Here is a 16,505-nt window from a genome sequence, read left to right as displayed (position 1 = left end):
GATCCACTAAAGGGGGTTGAACCTAGTAGGTTAACCCCATGATATCGAGTTTATGCCTAAAAATCAATGGGAGGTAAGTATGAAACAAGTAGCATTTATCAAATTAGAATTAACTAATTTTAAAAACCATGCCTTATTAGAAGTGAATTTCAGCGACATCACCAACATTCGTGGAAAGAATGGTGCAGGGAAATCGTCGATTGGTGACGCCGTTACCTGGTGCCTGTATGGGAAGGATGTAATGGGATCTAAATTAGAACCACAGCCAATCGGAACGGATTTAGAAACGAAAGTAGAGTTGCTCCTGCAGGTAGATAGTAAGCAATATCTGCTAGGTCGTAGTCAGAAGAAAACGGCCAAGTATTACATCAATGAGGTGCCTGAGAAAGCGACAGTTTTTAAAGAGTTTGTGGACTCATTAATGGATGAGAAACTCTTCTTCTCTTTATTTACACCAGGTTTCTTCCCTTCTCAAAAGTGGACAGAACAACGTGAACAGTTGCTCCAATACATCAGCGAACCATTGAATAAAGAAGTCTTAGCCAAGATGGGGAAGGTTGAAAGAGAAACACTTGAAGATAATCTAAAAAAGTATCCATTGGATGACCTCGAGAAGATGCATAAAGATAAAAAACGGCAGTTAGATAATTCCTATGAACGAGCTGCAGAACGCTTTTTAACATTAAAAGAACAGTTAGAGCAAGATTCCTCCTTGGATGTTGATTTAGAAGATACAGAGAATGAATTGAAGCCCTTGATTGCTACACGGGAGAAACTTGAACAAGAAATAGACAACTTCTATCAAAGAAAAAGTGCCCGTGGTCGGATTGAATCCCAAATTGAATCCTTGGTAGAACGTATCGATAGACAGAAGTCTGTTGTACAAGGAATCAAAGATGAAGTGATTCAAGAAGCATGCCAAACATGCGGCCAGTCTTTAGATGAAAAATCCATCAACAAAGTGAAAGAAAATAGACAGGCTCGTTTCGATAAAGAAGTTTCAACCGGAAAAGAAATGCTAGAAAAATTAAATGCATTAAAAGAATCACTTGCAGCAATGCCAGTACCGAAAGATATAAATCGTTCTGAACTTAACGAAGTAGACGAGAAGATTGTAAGTTTACAAGTGAAGCTGAATGCTGTTGGCAGAGTGGAGCAACTCAAACAGGATGTATTGGCTGCTGAATCCAATAAAGAGAAACTCCGAAAGGATCGTAACATATCTATCAGCATTCTGGACGCCATTAAATCCTTCCGGTCTGTTCGTTCGGAACTAATGGTGAACAAAGTAGATGCACTCTTTACCAGGATTTCTGTGAAGCTTTATGAACAATTAAAGAACGGTGAAGAGAAAGCCACTTTTGAAATTGAAATGGATGGAAAGCCATACAGCAAGCTCTCAACTGCAGAAAAGATAAAGGCAGGCTTGGAATTAATTGAAGTGTTATCCACACAATCCCAAGTAATTACACCTTGTTTTGTGGATAACGCAGAATCCATTCTTCATTTTACATCTCCACCAGGACAGTTAATCGTTGCGAGAGTGGTAGATGAAGAGTTTAGCATAAAGCCAGTTTCCTTGAAAGGAGCCGGGGAGAATGAATAAGGATCCTATAAATGTATGTGCCAATGCAAACTGTGAAAAGCCAATCTATCAAGGGGACTCAGTTTGGCAACGTGGGAAAGATTTGTTTTGCCATATTAAATGTGTGTCCGAGCAATTGAAGGAGGAAGCAACTAAATGACCCATCAGATAACTAATCAGCACTTGCTTTTTGTAGAAAAGGCTAAAAATGCATTTCAGAACAACCTGTTATTAGAAACGTACAGGGACCATCCAACAAGTGAAATGATTGCCCTTCGAATGGGAGCTGACAGGGATTGTGTGCATGTTTTTGAACTAGGTGACGAGGTTGCTAACTTTGTTCAGCAAATGGATCCGCAACCTGGCCCAAGAAAAGAAGTAAGGGAGTTTGCTCAGGCTATGGAATTACAGCTTGCTTCAAACGAACACAAAGGACACTGGCGTAGAGAACATCATGAGTATCTTCTTCGAGAGCTTGGAAAGAACGCTGTGCAGTTGGAAAAGGAGCTTAAAAAAGAAGACCATGACAAGTATGAAATCACACTAAGATGTGCGAACATGGCCAACTTCGCCATGATGATTTCGGATAACTACGGGGGAGGAAAGTTGTAATGATTCTAGGACCTAAAATTCTAAAGAACGAAATAAAAACTTATTTCACTGTTGTTGTGGGCCAGTTAGTTGTGACAGGTGGAGATAAGGGAAGAGGTTCATTCTTTTTATCTTCAAATCCAGATGAAAGTGGTCACAGGTTCTATCAAGAAGAAGATGCAAACTTTTATGCTAATCAACTAAATGGAACAGTTTTAAAACATACTGTCCACGAAGTTAAAACTGAACTAATCGAGGAGGTAACAATCGAGTGAGAAATGATTATGAGATAAGAGGAGAAATCATTGTAATCTTCTTGGAAAGAAGGGAAGGTCCTCCTTTAGAAACCCAAGTAAGTGTTAAACACTTGTCTAGGTTGCTCTCGTTAAATTTCAGATTTTTTGCAAGTTGGGACAAGAAAACAAAATCATTCTATGCCGTATATCATACCCGAAATAATCGTGGTAAAGATTCCATTCGTTCGCTTCATAGGCTAATTACAAATTGCCCGAATGGACTAGTGGTTGATCATTGGGATAAAGATACGCTTAACAATTTAGACTCAAACCTTAAGGTCGTGACACAATCTCGAAATTTGCAGAACAGAAATTCCATCCATCCAAGAAACACAACTGGTTATAAAGGAGTTAGCTTCTGTAAAAGAACAGGAAAGTATGTGGCTCAAATAAAGGTGGACAAAAAACACGTATGGCTGGGAAGACACGATACAGCAGAGCAAGCTCATGCAACATACATGAAATATCGAAAACAAGAAAAAATTTATGTTAATACGGAGGTATGTTAAATGTCTAACAAAAATCAAATGGCTATCTACACACCAGAAATCATGGAGGCTTTCAAACCAGAAGTAATCAGCGTGATGCGTAATTCATTTGCTCCAAATGCCACGGATCCTGAATTTGTCTTATTCGCACATAAAGCTGCTTCATACGGATTGGATCCATTCAAAAATGAAATTTTCTTTATCAAGTATGGCAGCACAGCCCGCATTCAATTCGCAGCTGAAGCTTATCTTTCTAAAGCGAGAGAGCGAGAAGGTTTTCAGCCGCCAGATACTCAGATGGTACACGAAAACGACGAATTCCAAATTAGCAAGAATACAGAAACCAAAGAACTAGAAGTCGTGAAACATGAAATCGGATTTCCTCGAGGAAAAATAGTTGGAGCATATTGCATTGCTTACCGAGACGGTTTTAAACCAGTGACAGTAATTAGCGACATTTCAGAAGTGGACCATATGTTTAAGGGTCAAAATAAAGATAACTGGCTGAAATGGACTTCGGATATGTACGGAAAGTTTGTTCAGCAGCGTGCCTTGAAGAAACAGTATGGCATTGAATTCGGGGATGAAGAAGCTCCAAACCCTCAAGACTCCCGTGACCCATACGAACCGCGTCAGAGGGTAGATATTACACCTGAAACTAAGGGTGTTGACACTGGTGACCAAGTAATTGATCCAGAGGAAGAACTTGCAAAAGTTTGGACGGAAATTCAGAAAAAGACCAAAGAACGTGGTGTTTCCAAGACCGACTTGAACAAATTCGTCCAGGAGAAGTTTGAAAAAAAAGGCAAGGAACTAACACTGCAGGAAACAGTGGCCCTGAATAAATTAATAGATTTCCATTTTCCTAAACAAGAAGAAAAGCAGGATGCAGAAGCAATGAGCTTTGACGATTTTGAGGGAATGACACTGGAATAAGATGGACAAGCAGGTGCTAATACCATACACCTACAAATGGTTAGCAGCCGGGAATAAGAATCTTTATATCAGATATATAAAGGGGTACATAACCCTCTATCATCCCCGGCTCTACCCAATGAAGATTATGCCAAGAGACGAAAACTTGTCAGACATTGTAATTTGCATCAAGAAATGAAAGGGGTGAGGTGCCTATGAACGGATGGATCAGCCTCCATAGAAAATTACTTAATAGCAATATATTCAACAATGAAAAACTCTTGAAGGTCTTTATCTACTGTTTATTAAAGGCATCTCACTCAGATTACGAGCAAATAATAGGGCTTCAAAAAGTAGGTGTTTTACCAGGTCAGTTCGTTTTTGGTAGAAAGAAAGCTGCTCTTGAATTAAACATGAAAGAATCAACAGTCTGGAAGTATATGAAACTACTTGAACAGGTGCGGAGTTTGGAACTAAATAGTAACAACAAATTCACCCTTGTAACCGTTGTGAATTGGGGAGAATACCAAAATTCGAATGAACTCGGTGACAACAAAGGAACAACAGAAGAACAACAGAGTAACACATACAATAATTATAATAATTTAAATAATAAAGAGGAGGAGGAAGCACCCTTGGAAAAAATACTGGAACTCCTTCAAAAAAGTGAAATTGTACCTCCAAATAAAGTGAATCATTTTCTAAGAGATGATTTATCAGATGTTATTGATAATTTTGGTTTTGAACAACCAGAAGTAGTGATTGAAGAAGCCATCAAAATATCTGCTAGGGGTAACGGTAGAACGTGGTTATTCGTTTATAACAAACTGGATGAATGGAGAAAGAGTGGAGTGAAAACCGTAGAAGATCTTGAACATTTGAATACCACTAAGAAGAAGCAAAGGAAAGCTGATAGTTATGATTATGAATCCTTAGCTAAGGAGCTTGAAGATGAATAAAAAGGAAGTCCTGGACATTATACACCTTATTGAAAATACGTATAATCATCCCTTTACCAAAAATGTTATACCTTCTGAGCAAAAGAATAAAATCAAAAACATAGTTGAAGCATGGCATGAGTTTTTGGTAGACCAAGATTTCAACCAGGTTCGCACAAAAGTGAAAAAACACATTTTCACTAGCAAGTTCCCACCAACCATCGCAGACCTTTACGAAGAACCATCCGAATCAAAAGTGAATCATGAGCACCTAGAATACATGAGAAAGTTACGGAGTGGATCGCGTGATTAATAACTATGAAGCAGAATGCGCCTTACTTGGCTGTATCCTGATTGATAACAGCATAATGAATGAATTAGTAACGAAGCCTGAACACTTCCAGCACTACCAAAACAAAGAGTTATTCACAGCGATGAGGAAGATTGCAGAAAAGGATGAGCCGATAAATGCCATCACGATTATTGAATTAATTGGACGAAACAACCTTTCTCGATTAGGTGGAACGGGCCATCTTTCCCTCTTAAAAGAAAGTGTCCCTTCTATCCATGCGTTCAGGAATTATGAAGCAGCTGTCATCGATGCCTGGAAGAAACAAAATATCCACAATATCTTGAAACCGATTGTGGATAAACAGGAATTTGACTCGAGCGATATTCAAAAGATGATCAAGCAGTTGAACGACATCGATAAAACGGGCACCAAAGAAAAATTTGACCTCAAAGAACACCTGGTCCAAATGTATGAGCTGCCATTGATCAAGAAAGAAAAAGGATATTCCGGAATCCCGAGTGGCTTCCAGGATCTCGATGACATGACAGACGGCTTTCAAGATGAAGATAGTATCATCATCGGGGCAAGACCCTCCATGGGGAAAACAGCCCTTATTCTGAACATTGCAGCCAATGCAGGATATAAGGGTGCAATCCCTGTTATTTTCTCCCTCGAAATGAGCGCAGAGAGTCTTATAAAGCGCATGCTCTGCCTCCTTGGAGGAATTGAAGGGATTAAGGCCAGGAACCCTTACCACTACTTTGATAATAAAGATCATGAAAATTGGGTGGCAGCCATTGGAGTGCTAGAGAGAATAAACATGCAGATTTTTGATAAACCTGGCCAGACTGTGAATGAAATGCGTGCTCATATCCGGGACGTGAAAAGGGAGAATCCGGATAAAAAGATTCTGGTGATGATTGACTATCTCACCCTGATTAAACCGGAAGAAAGCCACAATGGAAACGCCCATCTGCAGGTATCGGAAATAAGTGCTGCATTAAAAGGAATGGCCAAAGAATTTAAATGTCCTGTCCTCACTCTTGCTCAGTTATCACGTGGAGTGGAACAACGATCGAACAAAAGACCGGTCATGTCAGACTTAAGGGAAAGTGGAAGCATTGAGCAGGATGCGGACGTCATTGGATTCCTTTATAGGGATGAATATTATAATGCAGACTCTGATAAAAAGAGCATCTTAGAAATTGATATCGCCAAACAACGTAATGGCCCAACTGGAAAAGTAGATATTTTCTACAACAAAAAAACACAAAGAATGCGGAATTTACATGACCGACACGCAAACTCAAATTAGGGATTGGTATCTGGATGCCGTTGATTATAACCAGGAACCTCTTTTATTACTTCTTGATTTCCTCATCTATGAAAAAAAGGTCCTTAGCTTCGATGATCCGGAAGAAAAGCTGCACTTCTACTTCCAAGAAAAATTTCGAGGGAAAATGAACGAGCACCTTGCCAAATTCAAAGAACAGGGGGAGAACAATGAACAGGTTTCATGAATTAAAATGGAAGTTTCAAATGTTCTTTATGAAATTTCGTTATCCCAAAGCTGGATATTACGAAAGAATGTGCTTGGTTGCAGGATATACCAAACAAGACATAGATGAAATGGTACAGAATGACATAAATGATGGATTGTATGATGGCAAAGTAAATGACCAGTGGATACGAGAGGGAGCTTGCGAAGAAGAAGCAAGCTGTTGGGAATAAGATGGAGCTAAGGAGACAAGTTATGCTTCATGAACTCTCTTTAAAAGGAAAGCATGAAGCCCAAGACGGCCGGCTATTAAGAGAGCTCACCGTTGAGGAACTGGAAACAGAGTTTAATAGAATGCAAGAGGAGGAGAGATATTGAGATTCTTAGGAATAGATCCAGCTTCCAAAACAGGATTTGTGGCACTGGATGAACATGGGGAAGTACTTCGAGCAAAAGAACTATCAGGTGTGGGGAGTGTGGATCCCAAAAGAATGGTCACTTTGATAAATGATGTGGTTGCTCACCTTAAACCCGGAGACATTATCTGCATCGAGGGATTCCCCTTTGACACGCAGAAAGCCATGTTCGCAGGGGGATTACACCATGGCATTCGAAACGAGCTCTACAAGCGAAAATTGAGCTACTACGAGGCAGCACCAAACGCTGTAAAGAAGTTTGTCAATGTTACCGGATGGATCGGAGAGGTTGGCAGCAAGAAACGTCTTACCGGCCCTCAAAAGAAGAAAGCCGTCATGAAAGCAGTGGAGGAGCACTTTGGCTTTACCCATTCCAGTGACAACGTGGTAGATGCCTATATTATGGCACAAATTGCCCGAATCTCTTGGATCATTAACACGGGAATTGATTGTACCGAAAACAGCGGGACTCTCCAAAAATACCAATATGAAGTGATCCATAAAATCCTAGAAGGAGCGTGTTAAGCATGCAAGTAACAGTAAAAGCAAATTTCAATAAACAAACAAAGGACAGCAAGAAGGAGCTCATTCAATTCTATGTAAAGGGGGAGGACGAGAAAAAACAAGAACTTTCCCAGATGACCCGTGAAGTGGTAGAGCTGCAGATAGAAGGAGTAGAGGAAAAGCTAACTTGTGAGTTTAGTAAAACGAGCAAGGACGGGAAGAAAACCACCCTTGAATTTATTGTGAAGGGCGATACTTCTGCAGAACAATCATTTAATTTTTACAAGAAAGCAGGATCTGATGTCACCTTGAACATTGTAGAGTCTCAGATGAGCATTGATGAGTTTAATGATGCTCACGAAGGTATTGAGTACAAAGTAGAAAAGGACGGCTCTGTGAAGGTGGAGGACGGCCAGCTGACACTAGATGAGTACCAGGAAGAAGATGAAGAAACAGATCCGGAGAATGTTCACTAATGGGTTACAGCAAAAAACAGAAAAGACGGTTGGGCAAAGCACTTGCCCGCCGTCATAAGCAGAGTGTGGCCAGGGCGTGGAGAAATATTTTTGTGAAAGCTGGTTTACTTAAATGAGAGCAGACCAGGCAAGTGATATTAAAGTACTTAAAGAGAAAAAGGGCGTTCCAACTGTTATAGAGTGGCAGGGGAGGAGATACCAGCTACAGCACCCTTCCCAAATCAAACGAGGCCAGAGTGAAAAGAAGCCGGTAGAAGAGAAAGAGCCTTTTGGGTTGGATGGGATTTTTCTTTAGAAAATGGGGGGAGTAACTTGGATGTCGAACAGTCATTATTGGCAGTGAGAGAAGTATATGTAAATGCTCCTAGAAGAGTACAACACATTGAAGAATCCTTGCGGTCAGTGGAGGAAGAGATACAAGACATCCTCCACGTCATTGAGCTTGGCAGGTTTAATGCTAGTGATGGGTACAAGCTTGCCAAAGAACTACAGAATGCCCGTATAGAAAGAAGGAAACTAAAGGATGCCCTTGAACTCCTTAAGCCTATTAAAGACCTTATGACCTTCACCAAACCAACAGAAAGCAATATCGGGAAAGTATTAGGGGATTTGAGAAACATCAAAAAGAGACATCAAAACAGGGGTTACCGGATGAGGAAACGATCTGATTTAGAGCAGATGATTAAAAAGTGAGAGGAAAAGCAAAATGAAAAGAATCTTTGAATCTAAAATAACAGTACCTACTTGGATCTATGTAATATTGCTGATTTCAGTATTTTGGAATCTTATCCGGTAAAACGCTAAAGATCAAAACAGAGAAGAAAGGAGTATGTGAAATGTCAGGAGATTCATTTGGAGCGTTTATCAAACTATTCGAGTTTCTACTATTTGTAGCACCGTTCATATGCGTTGGTATTGGGATTTTGATAGGGTGGTTCATTTGGGGATAAATGACTCACTGCACGAGAAAACGGAATAGCTGGCCGAAACTACGAAGGAAGGTAGTGGAGATGTGAAGAAGAGTATTGAGGATTCTCAAGTAACTATTTTGCTTGAAATAGACGGAGAAATTCATTTAGTAGCGATGAAAAAGGATAATCTGGATGCAATAGGATTGATAGTTAAAGCTTCTGCTGAAACTGCTTATGCAACTGGTAAAACCCAAAAGGATTTGAATATTTTCTTAGGTTATAGCAAACCAGTAACCGCATAGTACGAGAAAACAGTGAAAGAGGTGATATCCATGATCGGCAAAGTAACCGAGTGGAAAATGACTCCCGAGGAATTAGAAGCGTACAAGAAGAAGTATCCGCCAAAACCTGATAATGAAAGACTGCTGAAAAAGAAAGAGGCATTTTCAAACATTCATACTTACGGTGAACGTGTGAAAAGGAACAAATAAAAAGGTGGAATTTAATGAAAAATAGATTTGAGATCCGTGGTGATTTTACTGCGATATTTTTGAAGCGAAGAAATGGTCAAGTCATTGAAACATTAATAGATACGAATGATTTGGAAAAGGTAAATAGTTTTCCCGGATCATGGTGTGCAAAACAACGAAGGAATAGTAACTCATTCTATGTAATTAATCATAAAAGTGAATATATGCATCGATTGATTATGGATGCCCCAAAAGACAAAGTGGTGGATCATATTAATCGAAACAGTCTTGATAACAGAAGAAGAAATTTGAGGGTGGTTACTAATTCCGAAAACAGACTCAATCATTCAAATAACTTATTTTCTCAATTACAAACTGGAAGTATATCTTGGCACAAAAGGGATAAAAAATGGAGGGTGAGAGTTTACGAAAATAAAAAGAGAAAATGGCTAGGGCATTTTAGCACTCATAAAGAAGCTGAGGAATGTTTAGCTCAATATATCGAAGAACAAAAATAAAAAAGGCAAGATTTCTCCTGCCAGCCAATTATATTCTAACATAGGGGGAATCTTGGTGCTTACTGAACAGCTATCTTTCCTACCTAATGTGAATGAAAAAGAGGTTAGGAAGCTAGTCATACGTGAATTGAAGGATTACCGAGCATTAAAGGTTCAATTAGAAAATAAAAATGAACGAGTTACTGCAGGTGTAAACCTCTTCCCAACTTTGAGAAATTCACATGAAATAAATGAAATGAAGGTAAAGCAAATAGAAAGAGCATTAAACGAAAGTTTGGATGAAGAAGAACTGCTAATAATCAAGAAAAAATATCTTACTTCCGTTCGCACCAAAGATATAGAAATATACATGGAACTAGGATTCAAAAAAGACACATATTACGAGGTCAAAAATAGAGCTATCAACCGTATAGCAACAGCACTTGGAATTATCTGAGTGCTGTTTTTTTATCGACAAAAAACCGAGAAAAAACCGATAAAATAGGGGACAAAAAGGGGGACTTTTTATTTTTCCAACACAGGTAATATTTTCTTATCAGGTTAATTCCTGATGGGAGACGCATCTTTCCCTTATCAAGGGTGTACTCGATCAGCTGAGGGTGGTAACACCTTAGGAGCATTTGTTTCCGTAGGTTGAGGGCGAGGCATGGAGGTAAAAGCACTCTTTTTTACATTTGATTAAGCTATTAGCGTAATGAGGTGATTAATAAAACATGTTATAATTAACTTGAAAGAAGATAATTATAGGGAGTGTGTATGGTTGAGAGAAGAAAGCAGAGCTGCATTAAAAACTAGTTTAGGTATTTACCAATCTACTTCTAAGTTGAATTGCAAAAGCTGTTTTTACCATCCTATAGAAAACATTTGTAATATCCATCAAATTGTTACCGAAGAAAATGAAGTATGTGAAAAACATAAGAAAGATACTAAGTTCAAGTTTATCAACGGGGGAAGAATGTCTCCTAGATAACGTTCAATATTAACGAAATATATCAAGAGGGCATCACTTAGTTTGAGTGGTGTCTTTTTATTGCAGGAAATTATCTCCTTTTGTCGAATTCAAGACTGTGGAGGTGAGGACATGCCAAAGATTGGAGATTTTGACGTTCGGTTTTTGTTGAATGGCGAAGTTATTTACGCTGCAAACTCTGCAGAGATAGAAAAAGAATACCCTGAACTTAAAGAGAGATTCTTTAAGCCAGGGGACAAAGTTACTATACATGGTGTATCAAGACTAATTGTAGAAAAAAGGACTTCATACACAAAGGAAACGATGGATTTTAACGTAGAATAGTTTGAGAAAGGCACCTTATATAGGTGTCTTTTTAATTTTATAGGAGGTGGCCATAAATGGTCAAAGTTCACGTAACAAATGTATATGACGACAATCATCAACTGTTAGCAAGTATGGAAGGAGTGAAAGAACCTTCTGAAAAAGCGATAGAGGGATTTTTAAAGGAAAACAACGGAAGTTACGCACAAGTTGGAAGTTATTATTCAACAGATGGTCGGTCGTTTAATTTGTAAGCAAAGCATCCTTTCGAGGGTGCTTTTTATTTTGGATAAAGGGAGGAAACAAAATGAAAGTAAAAGAGCTTATCGAAAGACACCTTGATGATGTTAGAGGGAAAATTTCAAACAATGAAATCTGGATAAAGGAGGCAGAGGAAGGAATCGAAAAGAAGAAGAAACGAATACAGGAGTTAGAAGAAGCAGAAGCAGATTTGAAAAATCACCTTACCTTTACAAGTGAAACCTTTGTATCTATCGAAGGAGGAAACGGTACATCTATTATTCGCGCATGTCCGTGTGGATCTGTTACCATCACTTCGGAATGTATCAATGTGCAAGAAGTGAAAGGAGAATATATCTGATGACTAACAATCAAGATTTACGCGATGCATTGGTTGAAGCAGCAAAATTCTTTAGAAGCTTATTTCAGAAGATAACGGAAGTTCTAGAAAGAAAGTTGAATGCAGCCATCCTTTGGTTTGAGGAACGAGCCGAATTAATAAATGATTTCTATACACCTGTTCATCCTGCAGTAACTTGGCAACCAATGAAGCACCAAGTAATGAAAGCTCAAGTCATTATGAATAAGCCGAGAAGAATTAATGCAAGGAGTAGATGCTAATGGTTACTGCATTTCAAATAATTTTGTTGATTATTACAATCCTGGGCTTTCTGTGCACGATCGGTGACAAAGAAGAGGATAGAAGAACCAAAGCCTGTGCCATTTGTATTGCTAGTATTCTGGCATTTGTCGGGACATTACTCTTATTAAAGTAGGAATGGCTATGAATGAATACAAAACAAAAGAACAAAAGAAAAAGTTCTATCGTTCATCGGAGTGGGAAGCTGTACGACAACAAGCATTGAAGCGTGACAATTACGAGTGCCAACAGTGCAAGCGAGAGGGAAAGGTTCATGTAGACTCTGAAAAGGTAGATGGAGAAAAGAAATCCATTGAACTGAATGTGCATCACAAGTATGAGATAGAGTTCTATCCTCAGCTGGCTCTCATGTTGGCCAACTTGGAAACACTTTGTTTGAACTGCCATAACAAAACACATGGTCGAGTATTCAACCAGGCAAAGAAAAAGAAATGGAATGACGAAAGATGGTAGGTACCCCCCGGTCAAAAGGTTTGGCGATTTAGTTTACCCCGGGGACCGGGGAGGGGGTTCTGCTGTCCAAAAAAATAGCGAAAAAACACCGTTATATTAGGGGGGCATAAAAAGTGAGGGGGGTGTTTTTGTGAGTGGAGCTGTAAAAATCTCTGATTTAGAAAAGCAATTATTGAGCAGGATAGATCACGGGGATCTTATTGAAGTTGATAAAGTAAAGCGGTATATCGCCATTGTTAAGCAAATTAGAAAATTACAGACAGTAATTAATAAAGATGGAGTAATGACTACAACTGTGAATGCCAGCCAGGAATTCATTAAAACAAATCCAGCATTAAATGAGTTGAATAAGCTCACAAAAACATTAATCTCTCTTGAAAAATCAATAAAATTCACCATGTTTAATGAAAATATCTCAGTTGAAAATGATAAGGATAATGACGAAGCAGATGTCAGTGACTTATACTGATCCGGCAAAAATATGTAGATGCATATATTGAGAGGTGGCGAAAGGGTCTTATTATCTTTAATCAGGAAAGAATAGATCTTGTACGCCATCTTGAAACAGAAGTTCTTAATCGTGATGATATTTATTTTGACGAGAAACAGATAGAACAGTGCATAAATTACATTGAAAAATGGTACTTCAAATTAGAGTTGTTCCAAAAGTTTATAATAGCTTTCCTGTTCCTGAAGTTTAAGAAGCGCAACAAACTATTTTATAAGGATATCGTAATTGTAATTGCCCGCGGTAATGGTAAAAATGGTTTGATTTCCGGCCTGGCAGATTACTTCATAAGCCCAGGTCACGGAATTGAAGGTTATAACGTTGACGTTGTAGCGAATAGTGAGGATCAAGCTCAAACCTCAGTTAAAGAAGTTTATAACATGAAGGAAAAGAATAAAAACTTCATGAAGAACTTTTTCTCCTGGACGAAAACAATAATTAGAGGTAAATCTACCCTCTCAGAGTTTATGTTTAGAACATCCAATGCTGACACGAAAGACGGCGGGCGTCCTGGTTGCTTAATTTTTGACGAATGGCATATTTACGAGGATACCAAACTGATCAATACGCTGAGCTCCGGCTTGGGTAAGGTCATGCATAGAAGAAGGATTTATATATCCACCAACGGCCATGTCCGGGGTGGATTTTTTGATAAATTCATAGAGCAGTGTTTAGAAGTTTTAAGAGGTGGCAGCAAGCGTAAAAATAGATTTGTTTTTGTGTGCAAGATGGATGATAAAGACGAGGTAGACGACCCGAAGCTTTGGGAAAAAGCAAATCCAATGTTCAGTAAGCCGATGAGTCCATATGCAGAAGAGTTATTTGACACCATTATGGATGAGTATCTCGATTTGGAAGACGATCCCTCTGGCCGACCAGAGTTTATGGCTAAAAGGATGAACCTACCTCAAGAAGATAACACGGTGAAAATTGCTTCATGGAAAGACATTGAAGCAACAAACAGACCAATACCATATGAAAAACTTAAGAATAAAAAGTGTATTGGAGCAATCGATTTTTCATTCATAAAAGACTTTACAGCTTGCGGGGTTTTATTCAGAGACGACCAGGACTACATCTGGGATAGTCACCAATTTGCTAGACGTGATTTTATTAAGGAAGCAAAATTAAAACCACCTATTTTCGAATGGGAAGAACAAGGGTTGATCACTTTGTTAGATGAGCCAGTTATAGATATAAAGCATATGGTCAACTACTTCTGTGATATGAGAGAAAAATACGGGCTTGATACGATAATAGGAGATACATTCCGCCTTGATATAGTCAAACAGGCATTAGAAGATGCCGGATTTACGGTTTTATATATAAGGAACCCTCATGCGTTGTATGCGAAGTTGGCTCCTAGAATAGAAATGCTCTTTGCTCAACATAGAGTTATCTTTGGTGATAACCCATTAATGAGATGGAACACTAATAATATTGTCGTGAAAATAAAAAATGACGGCAATAAAGATTTTATAAAGAAAGATGAGGTCAGAAGGAAAACAGATGGATTTACTGCATTTGTATATGCAATGTGGCAGGCAGATGAATTGCTGGAAGAAGAAGTAGAGTTTTTCTTAGATGCAATAGATTTTTAAAGGAGGTGAAAAATTGGGTTTATTAGATTTCATTACAGGCAGAAATAAGGAACTAGAATTGATGTTTGACGTTGATTTGATTGAAAAAACCTCCGATAAAATTCATTTAAAAAAACTGGCCATTCAAACATGTACAGATATGATTGGCAGGACTATTAGTCAGACAGAGTTTTATATTAGAAAAGAAGATCGAATAATCACGGATGAATGGTATTATCGATTAAATGTGAGACCAAACAAAAATATGTCTGCTAGTTTATTCTGGCAAACAGTCATTCACAAATTAATTCATGAAAATGAATGTTTAATTATTCAGTCTGATACAAAAGACCTTCTTATCGCTGATTCATTCATTCGTAATCACTATCCACTAGTTGGGGATACATTCAATGACGTAATAGTCCAGGGCTATAAGTTTAACCGTACCTTTCAAATGGCAGATGTCATATATCTTGAATATAGCAATAACAAGATTGCTAAATTACTAGATAGTCTATATAGCGATTATGGAGAACTATTTGGGAGGATAATAGAATTTCAAAAGAGGAAAAATCAAATTCGTTCGACTGTAGCTGTGGATTCCACAAATGAAAAAAGCCTAGAAACCCAGGCGAAGTTACAGAACTATATTAATAAACTCTATAAAGCATTTGCTAATAAAGCTGTGGCAATTGTTCCACAACAAAAAGGGTTCAAGTATGCAGAGGCTCAAAGCAATATGCAAGCTCATGGTGTAGATGAAGTGATGAAAGTTTCTAATGGATTTCTTGACCAGGTTGCTATGTCATTAGGCATTCCTAAACCATTAATACATGGTGATATGGCTGATATTGAAAAGGTTACAAAGAACTATCTATCTTTTTGTATCGATCCATTTCTCAAAAAAATAAGAGACGAACTTACAGAAAAAACGCTAGATAAATCAAAGTACATGGCCGGTGAAAGGATAGAAACCAACCGTGTTGCGTACAGAGATATATTTGATGTAGCTACGGCTGCAGATAAATTAAGGTCTTCTGGAATAGCAAATGGCCATGAGTTAAGGGATAGACTCGGGTTACCAAGAAGTAATGATCCTTTGCATGACAAGTTTGTTATTACAAAGAACTACCAGGACGGTAAGGATGCCGTTAAAGGAGGTGAGAAAGATGAAGCATAAAATCAAAGGTGACATCATTAGTTGGAACTCCACCATTTGGGATTTTAACTATAAGATGAGATCCGTCAAAGAAGACGAAGATATCGAGTTAGAAATAAATTCCTATGGTGGAGATGTATTTTTAGGAATAGATATTTGTAATACTCTCCGTTCTCACAAAGGGCATGTAACAGTTGTTATTACTGGAATTGCTGCAAGTGCTGCCTCTATTATGTGCATGGGAGCAGACACAATCAAAGCTTATTCCAACACTCAAATGATGGTGCATAACGCTTGGACATTTGCTGCAGGAAACGCTAAGAAGCTAAGAAAAGTCGCTGAAGATTTGGACAGCATCGGAGAATCTGTTTTGGCTTCCTATACCCATCGATTAGAGGAGGAGGAAGTAAAAAAACTGCTTGATAATGATACTTTCCTATCTGCTACAAAGGCTTTAGAAAAAGGATTAATTGATGAAATTATCCAAGTCAAAACAGCAGAAAAGGTTGAGTCGAAAGTATTTGAAAACAAAGCGATGGAGTTTAATAACCGGATTGATGCCTTGAATGCAAGTGATCCCACACCAAGCTCAAATAAGGAGCTTGAATTGACCATCGCAGAATTAAGAAACGAAATCCAACAATTAAAAAACCAAAACAAAAAAGAGCCTGAACAGGATCCTGTGCCAAAAGCACAAAACCTGGGCAAGCTCTTTTTACAATTCTAGGAGGAA

32 protein-coding genes are annotated in these 16,505 nt (G+C 38.4%); all 32 read left to right on the top strand.

Going from position 1 to position 16,505, the window contains the following annotated elements; translation table 11 throughout:
• The first annotated feature begins 79 nt into the window (after positions 1 to 79).
• The 32 genes from MKY77_RS19290 (at position 80) to MKY77_RS19135 (ending at position 16,499) form a co-directional block, all read left to right on the top strand.
• The gene (locus tag MKY77_RS19290; RefSeq protein WP_342515438.1) at positions 80 to 1,606 is read left to right on the top strand and encodes an AAA family ATPase; all 1,527 of its coding nucleotides are present in this window, start codon (positions 80 to 82) and stop codon (positions 1,604 to 1,606) included.
• Positions 1,599 to 1,745 carry a hypothetical protein gene (locus tag MKY77_RS19285; protein ID WP_342515437.1) on the top strand — a complete coding sequence of 49 codons (147 nt, stop codon included), beginning with the start codon at positions 1,599 to 1,601 and terminating at the stop codon, positions 1,743 to 1,745. Before MKY77_RS19290 ends, MKY77_RS19285 begins: the two co-directional genes overlap by 8 nt.
• The gene (locus tag MKY77_RS19280) at positions 1,742 to 2,197 is read left to right on the top strand and encodes a hypothetical protein (RefSeq protein ID WP_342515436.1); all 456 of its coding nucleotides are present in this window, start codon (positions 1,742 to 1,744) and stop codon (positions 2,195 to 2,197) included. The genes MKY77_RS19285 and MKY77_RS19280 overlap by 4 nt, the downstream gene beginning before the upstream one ends.
• Positions 2,197 to 2,451, top strand: a complete 255-nt coding sequence (locus tag MKY77_RS19275) for a hypothetical protein (protein WP_342515435.1) — start codon at positions 2,197 to 2,199, stop codon at positions 2,449 to 2,451. Before MKY77_RS19280 ends, MKY77_RS19275 begins: the two co-directional genes overlap by 1 nt.
• On the top strand, positions 2,448 to 2,981 hold the full coding sequence (locus MKY77_RS19270) for an AP2 domain-containing protein (protein WP_342515434.1): 534 nt from the start codon (positions 2,448 to 2,450) through the stop codon (positions 2,979 to 2,981). Before MKY77_RS19275 ends, MKY77_RS19270 begins: the two co-directional genes overlap by 4 nt.
• Positions 2,982 to 3,896, top strand: coding sequence for a RecT family recombinase (locus tag MKY77_RS19265; RefSeq protein WP_342515433.1), 915 nt, complete (start codon positions 2,982 to 2,984; stop codon positions 3,894 to 3,896).
• 194 nt (positions 3,897 to 4,090) lie between these two features.
• On the top strand, positions 4,091 to 4,834 hold the full coding sequence (locus MKY77_RS19260) for a DnaD domain protein (protein WP_339147664.1): 744 nt from the start codon (positions 4,091 to 4,093) through the stop codon (positions 4,832 to 4,834).
• Positions 4,827 to 5,126, top strand: coding sequence for a replicative helicase loader/inhibitor (locus MKY77_RS19255; RefSeq protein ID WP_339147663.1), 300 nt, complete (start codon positions 4,827 to 4,829; stop codon positions 5,124 to 5,126). Before MKY77_RS19260 ends, MKY77_RS19255 begins: the two co-directional genes overlap by 8 nt.
• A complete protein-coding gene (dnaB, locus tag MKY77_RS19250; protein ID WP_339147662.1) occupies positions 5,119 to 6,420 on the top strand; it encodes a replicative DNA helicase in 1,302 nt (433 codons plus the stop codon). The genes MKY77_RS19255 and dnaB overlap by 8 nt, the downstream gene beginning before the upstream one ends.
• Complete coding sequence (locus MKY77_RS19245; RefSeq protein WP_339147661.1) at positions 6,395 to 6,625, top strand: hypothetical protein; 231 nt, start codon at positions 6,395 to 6,397, stop codon at positions 6,623 to 6,625. The genes dnaB and MKY77_RS19245 overlap by 26 nt, the downstream gene beginning before the upstream one ends.
• Positions 6,609 to 6,836 (top strand): hypothetical protein, encoded by a 228-nt coding sequence (locus MKY77_RS19240; RefSeq protein ID WP_339147660.1) that lies wholly within the window; start codon positions 6,609 to 6,611, stop codon positions 6,834 to 6,836. Before MKY77_RS19245 ends, MKY77_RS19240 begins: the two co-directional genes overlap by 17 nt.
• A gap of 22 nt (positions 6,837 to 6,858) precedes the next feature.
• The gene (locus tag MKY77_RS19235; protein WP_339147659.1) at positions 6,859 to 6,981 is read left to right on the top strand and encodes a hypothetical protein; all 123 of its coding nucleotides are present in this window, start codon (positions 6,859 to 6,861) and stop codon (positions 6,979 to 6,981) included.
• Positions 6,978 to 7,544: a hypothetical protein gene (locus MKY77_RS19230; protein ID WP_339147658.1), complete on the top strand. Its 567-nt coding sequence runs from the start codon at positions 6,978 to 6,980 to the stop codon at positions 7,542 to 7,544. Before MKY77_RS19235 ends, MKY77_RS19230 begins: the two co-directional genes overlap by 4 nt.
• A 2-nt stretch (positions 7,545 to 7,546) precedes the next feature.
• Entirely contained in the window at positions 7,547 to 7,999 is a 453-nt protein-coding gene (locus MKY77_RS19225; RefSeq protein ID WP_339147657.1) for a hypothetical protein, read from the top strand.
• Entirely contained in the window at positions 7,999 to 8,115 is a 117-nt protein-coding gene (locus MKY77_RS19220; protein ID WP_339147656.1) for a DUF3983 domain-containing protein, read from the top strand. Before MKY77_RS19225 ends, MKY77_RS19220 begins: the two co-directional genes overlap by 1 nt.
• On the top strand, positions 8,112 to 8,294 hold the full coding sequence (locus MKY77_RS19215) for a hypothetical protein (protein ID WP_339147655.1): 183 nt from the start codon (positions 8,112 to 8,114) through the stop codon (positions 8,292 to 8,294). Before MKY77_RS19220 ends, MKY77_RS19215 begins: the two co-directional genes overlap by 4 nt.
• 17 nt (positions 8,295 to 8,311) lie before the next feature.
• Entirely contained in the window at positions 8,312 to 8,692 is a 381-nt protein-coding gene (locus tag MKY77_RS19210; RefSeq protein WP_339147654.1) for a hypothetical protein, read from the top strand.
• A gap of 319 nt (positions 8,693 to 9,011) precedes the next feature.
• Positions 9,012 to 9,212: a hypothetical protein gene (locus MKY77_RS19205; RefSeq protein ID WP_339147653.1), complete on the top strand. Its 201-nt coding sequence runs from the start codon at positions 9,012 to 9,014 to the stop codon at positions 9,210 to 9,212.
• 30 nt (positions 9,213 to 9,242) lie between these two features.
• Positions 9,243 to 9,401 (top strand): hypothetical protein, encoded by a 159-nt coding sequence (locus MKY77_RS19200; protein WP_339147652.1) that lies wholly within the window; start codon positions 9,243 to 9,245, stop codon positions 9,399 to 9,401.
• A 14-nt stretch (positions 9,402 to 9,415) separates the two neighbouring features.
• Entirely contained in the window at positions 9,416 to 9,898 is a 483-nt protein-coding gene (locus tag MKY77_RS19195) for an HNH endonuclease (protein WP_342515432.1), read from the top strand.
• A 55-nt stretch (positions 9,899 to 9,953) separates the two neighbouring features.
• Complete coding sequence (locus MKY77_RS19190; protein ID WP_342515431.1) at positions 9,954 to 10,334, top strand: ArpU family phage packaging/lysis transcriptional regulator; 381 nt, start codon at positions 9,954 to 9,956, stop codon at positions 10,332 to 10,334.
• Positions 10,335 to 10,658: 324 nt separating this feature from the next.
• Entirely contained in the window at positions 10,659 to 10,868 is a 210-nt protein-coding gene (locus tag MKY77_RS19185; RefSeq protein WP_342515430.1) for a hypothetical protein, read from the top strand.
• A gap of 111 nt (positions 10,869 to 10,979) precedes the next feature.
• Positions 10,980 to 11,192, top strand: a complete 213-nt coding sequence (locus MKY77_RS19180; RefSeq protein ID WP_342515429.1) for a hypothetical protein — start codon at positions 10,980 to 10,982, stop codon at positions 11,190 to 11,192.
• Between the two features lie 56 nt (positions 11,193 to 11,248).
• Positions 11,249 to 11,425 carry a hypothetical protein gene (locus MKY77_RS19175; RefSeq protein ID WP_342515428.1) on the top strand — a complete coding sequence of 59 codons (177 nt, stop codon included), beginning with the start codon at positions 11,249 to 11,251 and terminating at the stop codon, positions 11,423 to 11,425.
• A gap of 53 nt (positions 11,426 to 11,478) precedes the next feature.
• The gene (locus MKY77_RS19170) at positions 11,479 to 11,772 is read left to right on the top strand and encodes a hypothetical protein (RefSeq protein ID WP_342515427.1); all 294 of its coding nucleotides are present in this window, start codon (positions 11,479 to 11,481) and stop codon (positions 11,770 to 11,772) included.
• Entirely contained in the window at positions 11,772 to 12,032 is a 261-nt protein-coding gene (locus tag MKY77_RS19165) for a hypothetical protein (protein WP_342515426.1), read from the top strand. Before MKY77_RS19170 ends, MKY77_RS19165 begins: the two co-directional genes overlap by 1 nt.
• Positions 12,032 to 12,187 carry a hypothetical protein gene (locus MKY77_RS19160; protein ID WP_342515425.1) on the top strand — a complete coding sequence of 52 codons (156 nt, stop codon included), beginning with the start codon at positions 12,032 to 12,034 and terminating at the stop codon, positions 12,185 to 12,187. Before MKY77_RS19165 ends, MKY77_RS19160 begins: the two co-directional genes overlap by 1 nt.
• An 8-nt stretch (positions 12,188 to 12,195) precedes the next feature.
• Positions 12,196 to 12,525, top strand: coding sequence for an HNH endonuclease (locus tag MKY77_RS19155; protein WP_342515424.1), 330 nt, complete (start codon positions 12,196 to 12,198; stop codon positions 12,523 to 12,525).
• Positions 12,526 to 12,655: 130 nt separating this feature from the next.
• Positions 12,656 to 12,994 (top strand): P27 family phage terminase small subunit, encoded by a 339-nt coding sequence (locus tag MKY77_RS19150; protein WP_342515423.1) that lies wholly within the window; start codon positions 12,656 to 12,658, stop codon positions 12,992 to 12,994.
• On the top strand, positions 12,991 to 14,634 hold the full coding sequence (locus MKY77_RS19145; protein WP_342515731.1) for a terminase TerL endonuclease subunit: 1,644 nt from the start codon (positions 12,991 to 12,993) through the stop codon (positions 14,632 to 14,634). The genes MKY77_RS19150 and MKY77_RS19145 overlap by 4 nt, the downstream gene beginning before the upstream one ends.
• A 13-nt stretch (positions 14,635 to 14,647) precedes the next feature.
• Positions 14,648 to 15,793 (top strand): phage portal protein, encoded by a 1,146-nt coding sequence (locus tag MKY77_RS19140; RefSeq protein ID WP_342515422.1) that lies wholly within the window; start codon positions 14,648 to 14,650, stop codon positions 15,791 to 15,793.
• Positions 15,783 to 16,499, top strand: a complete 717-nt coding sequence (locus tag MKY77_RS19135; RefSeq protein WP_342515421.1) for a head maturation protease, ClpP-related — start codon at positions 15,783 to 15,785, stop codon at positions 16,497 to 16,499. The genes MKY77_RS19140 and MKY77_RS19135 overlap by 11 nt, the downstream gene beginning before the upstream one ends.
• Positions 16,500 to 16,505: the final 6 nt, after the last annotated feature.

The sequence above is a fragment of the Sutcliffiella sp. FSL R7-0096 genome (assembly GCF_038595065.1).
Taxonomy (GTDB): Bacteria; Bacillota; Bacilli; order Bacillales; family Bacillaceae_I; genus Sutcliffiella_A.
The sequence above is the reverse complement of the archived record's forward strand: the minus strand, read 5'-3'. Positions and strand labels throughout refer to the sequence as shown.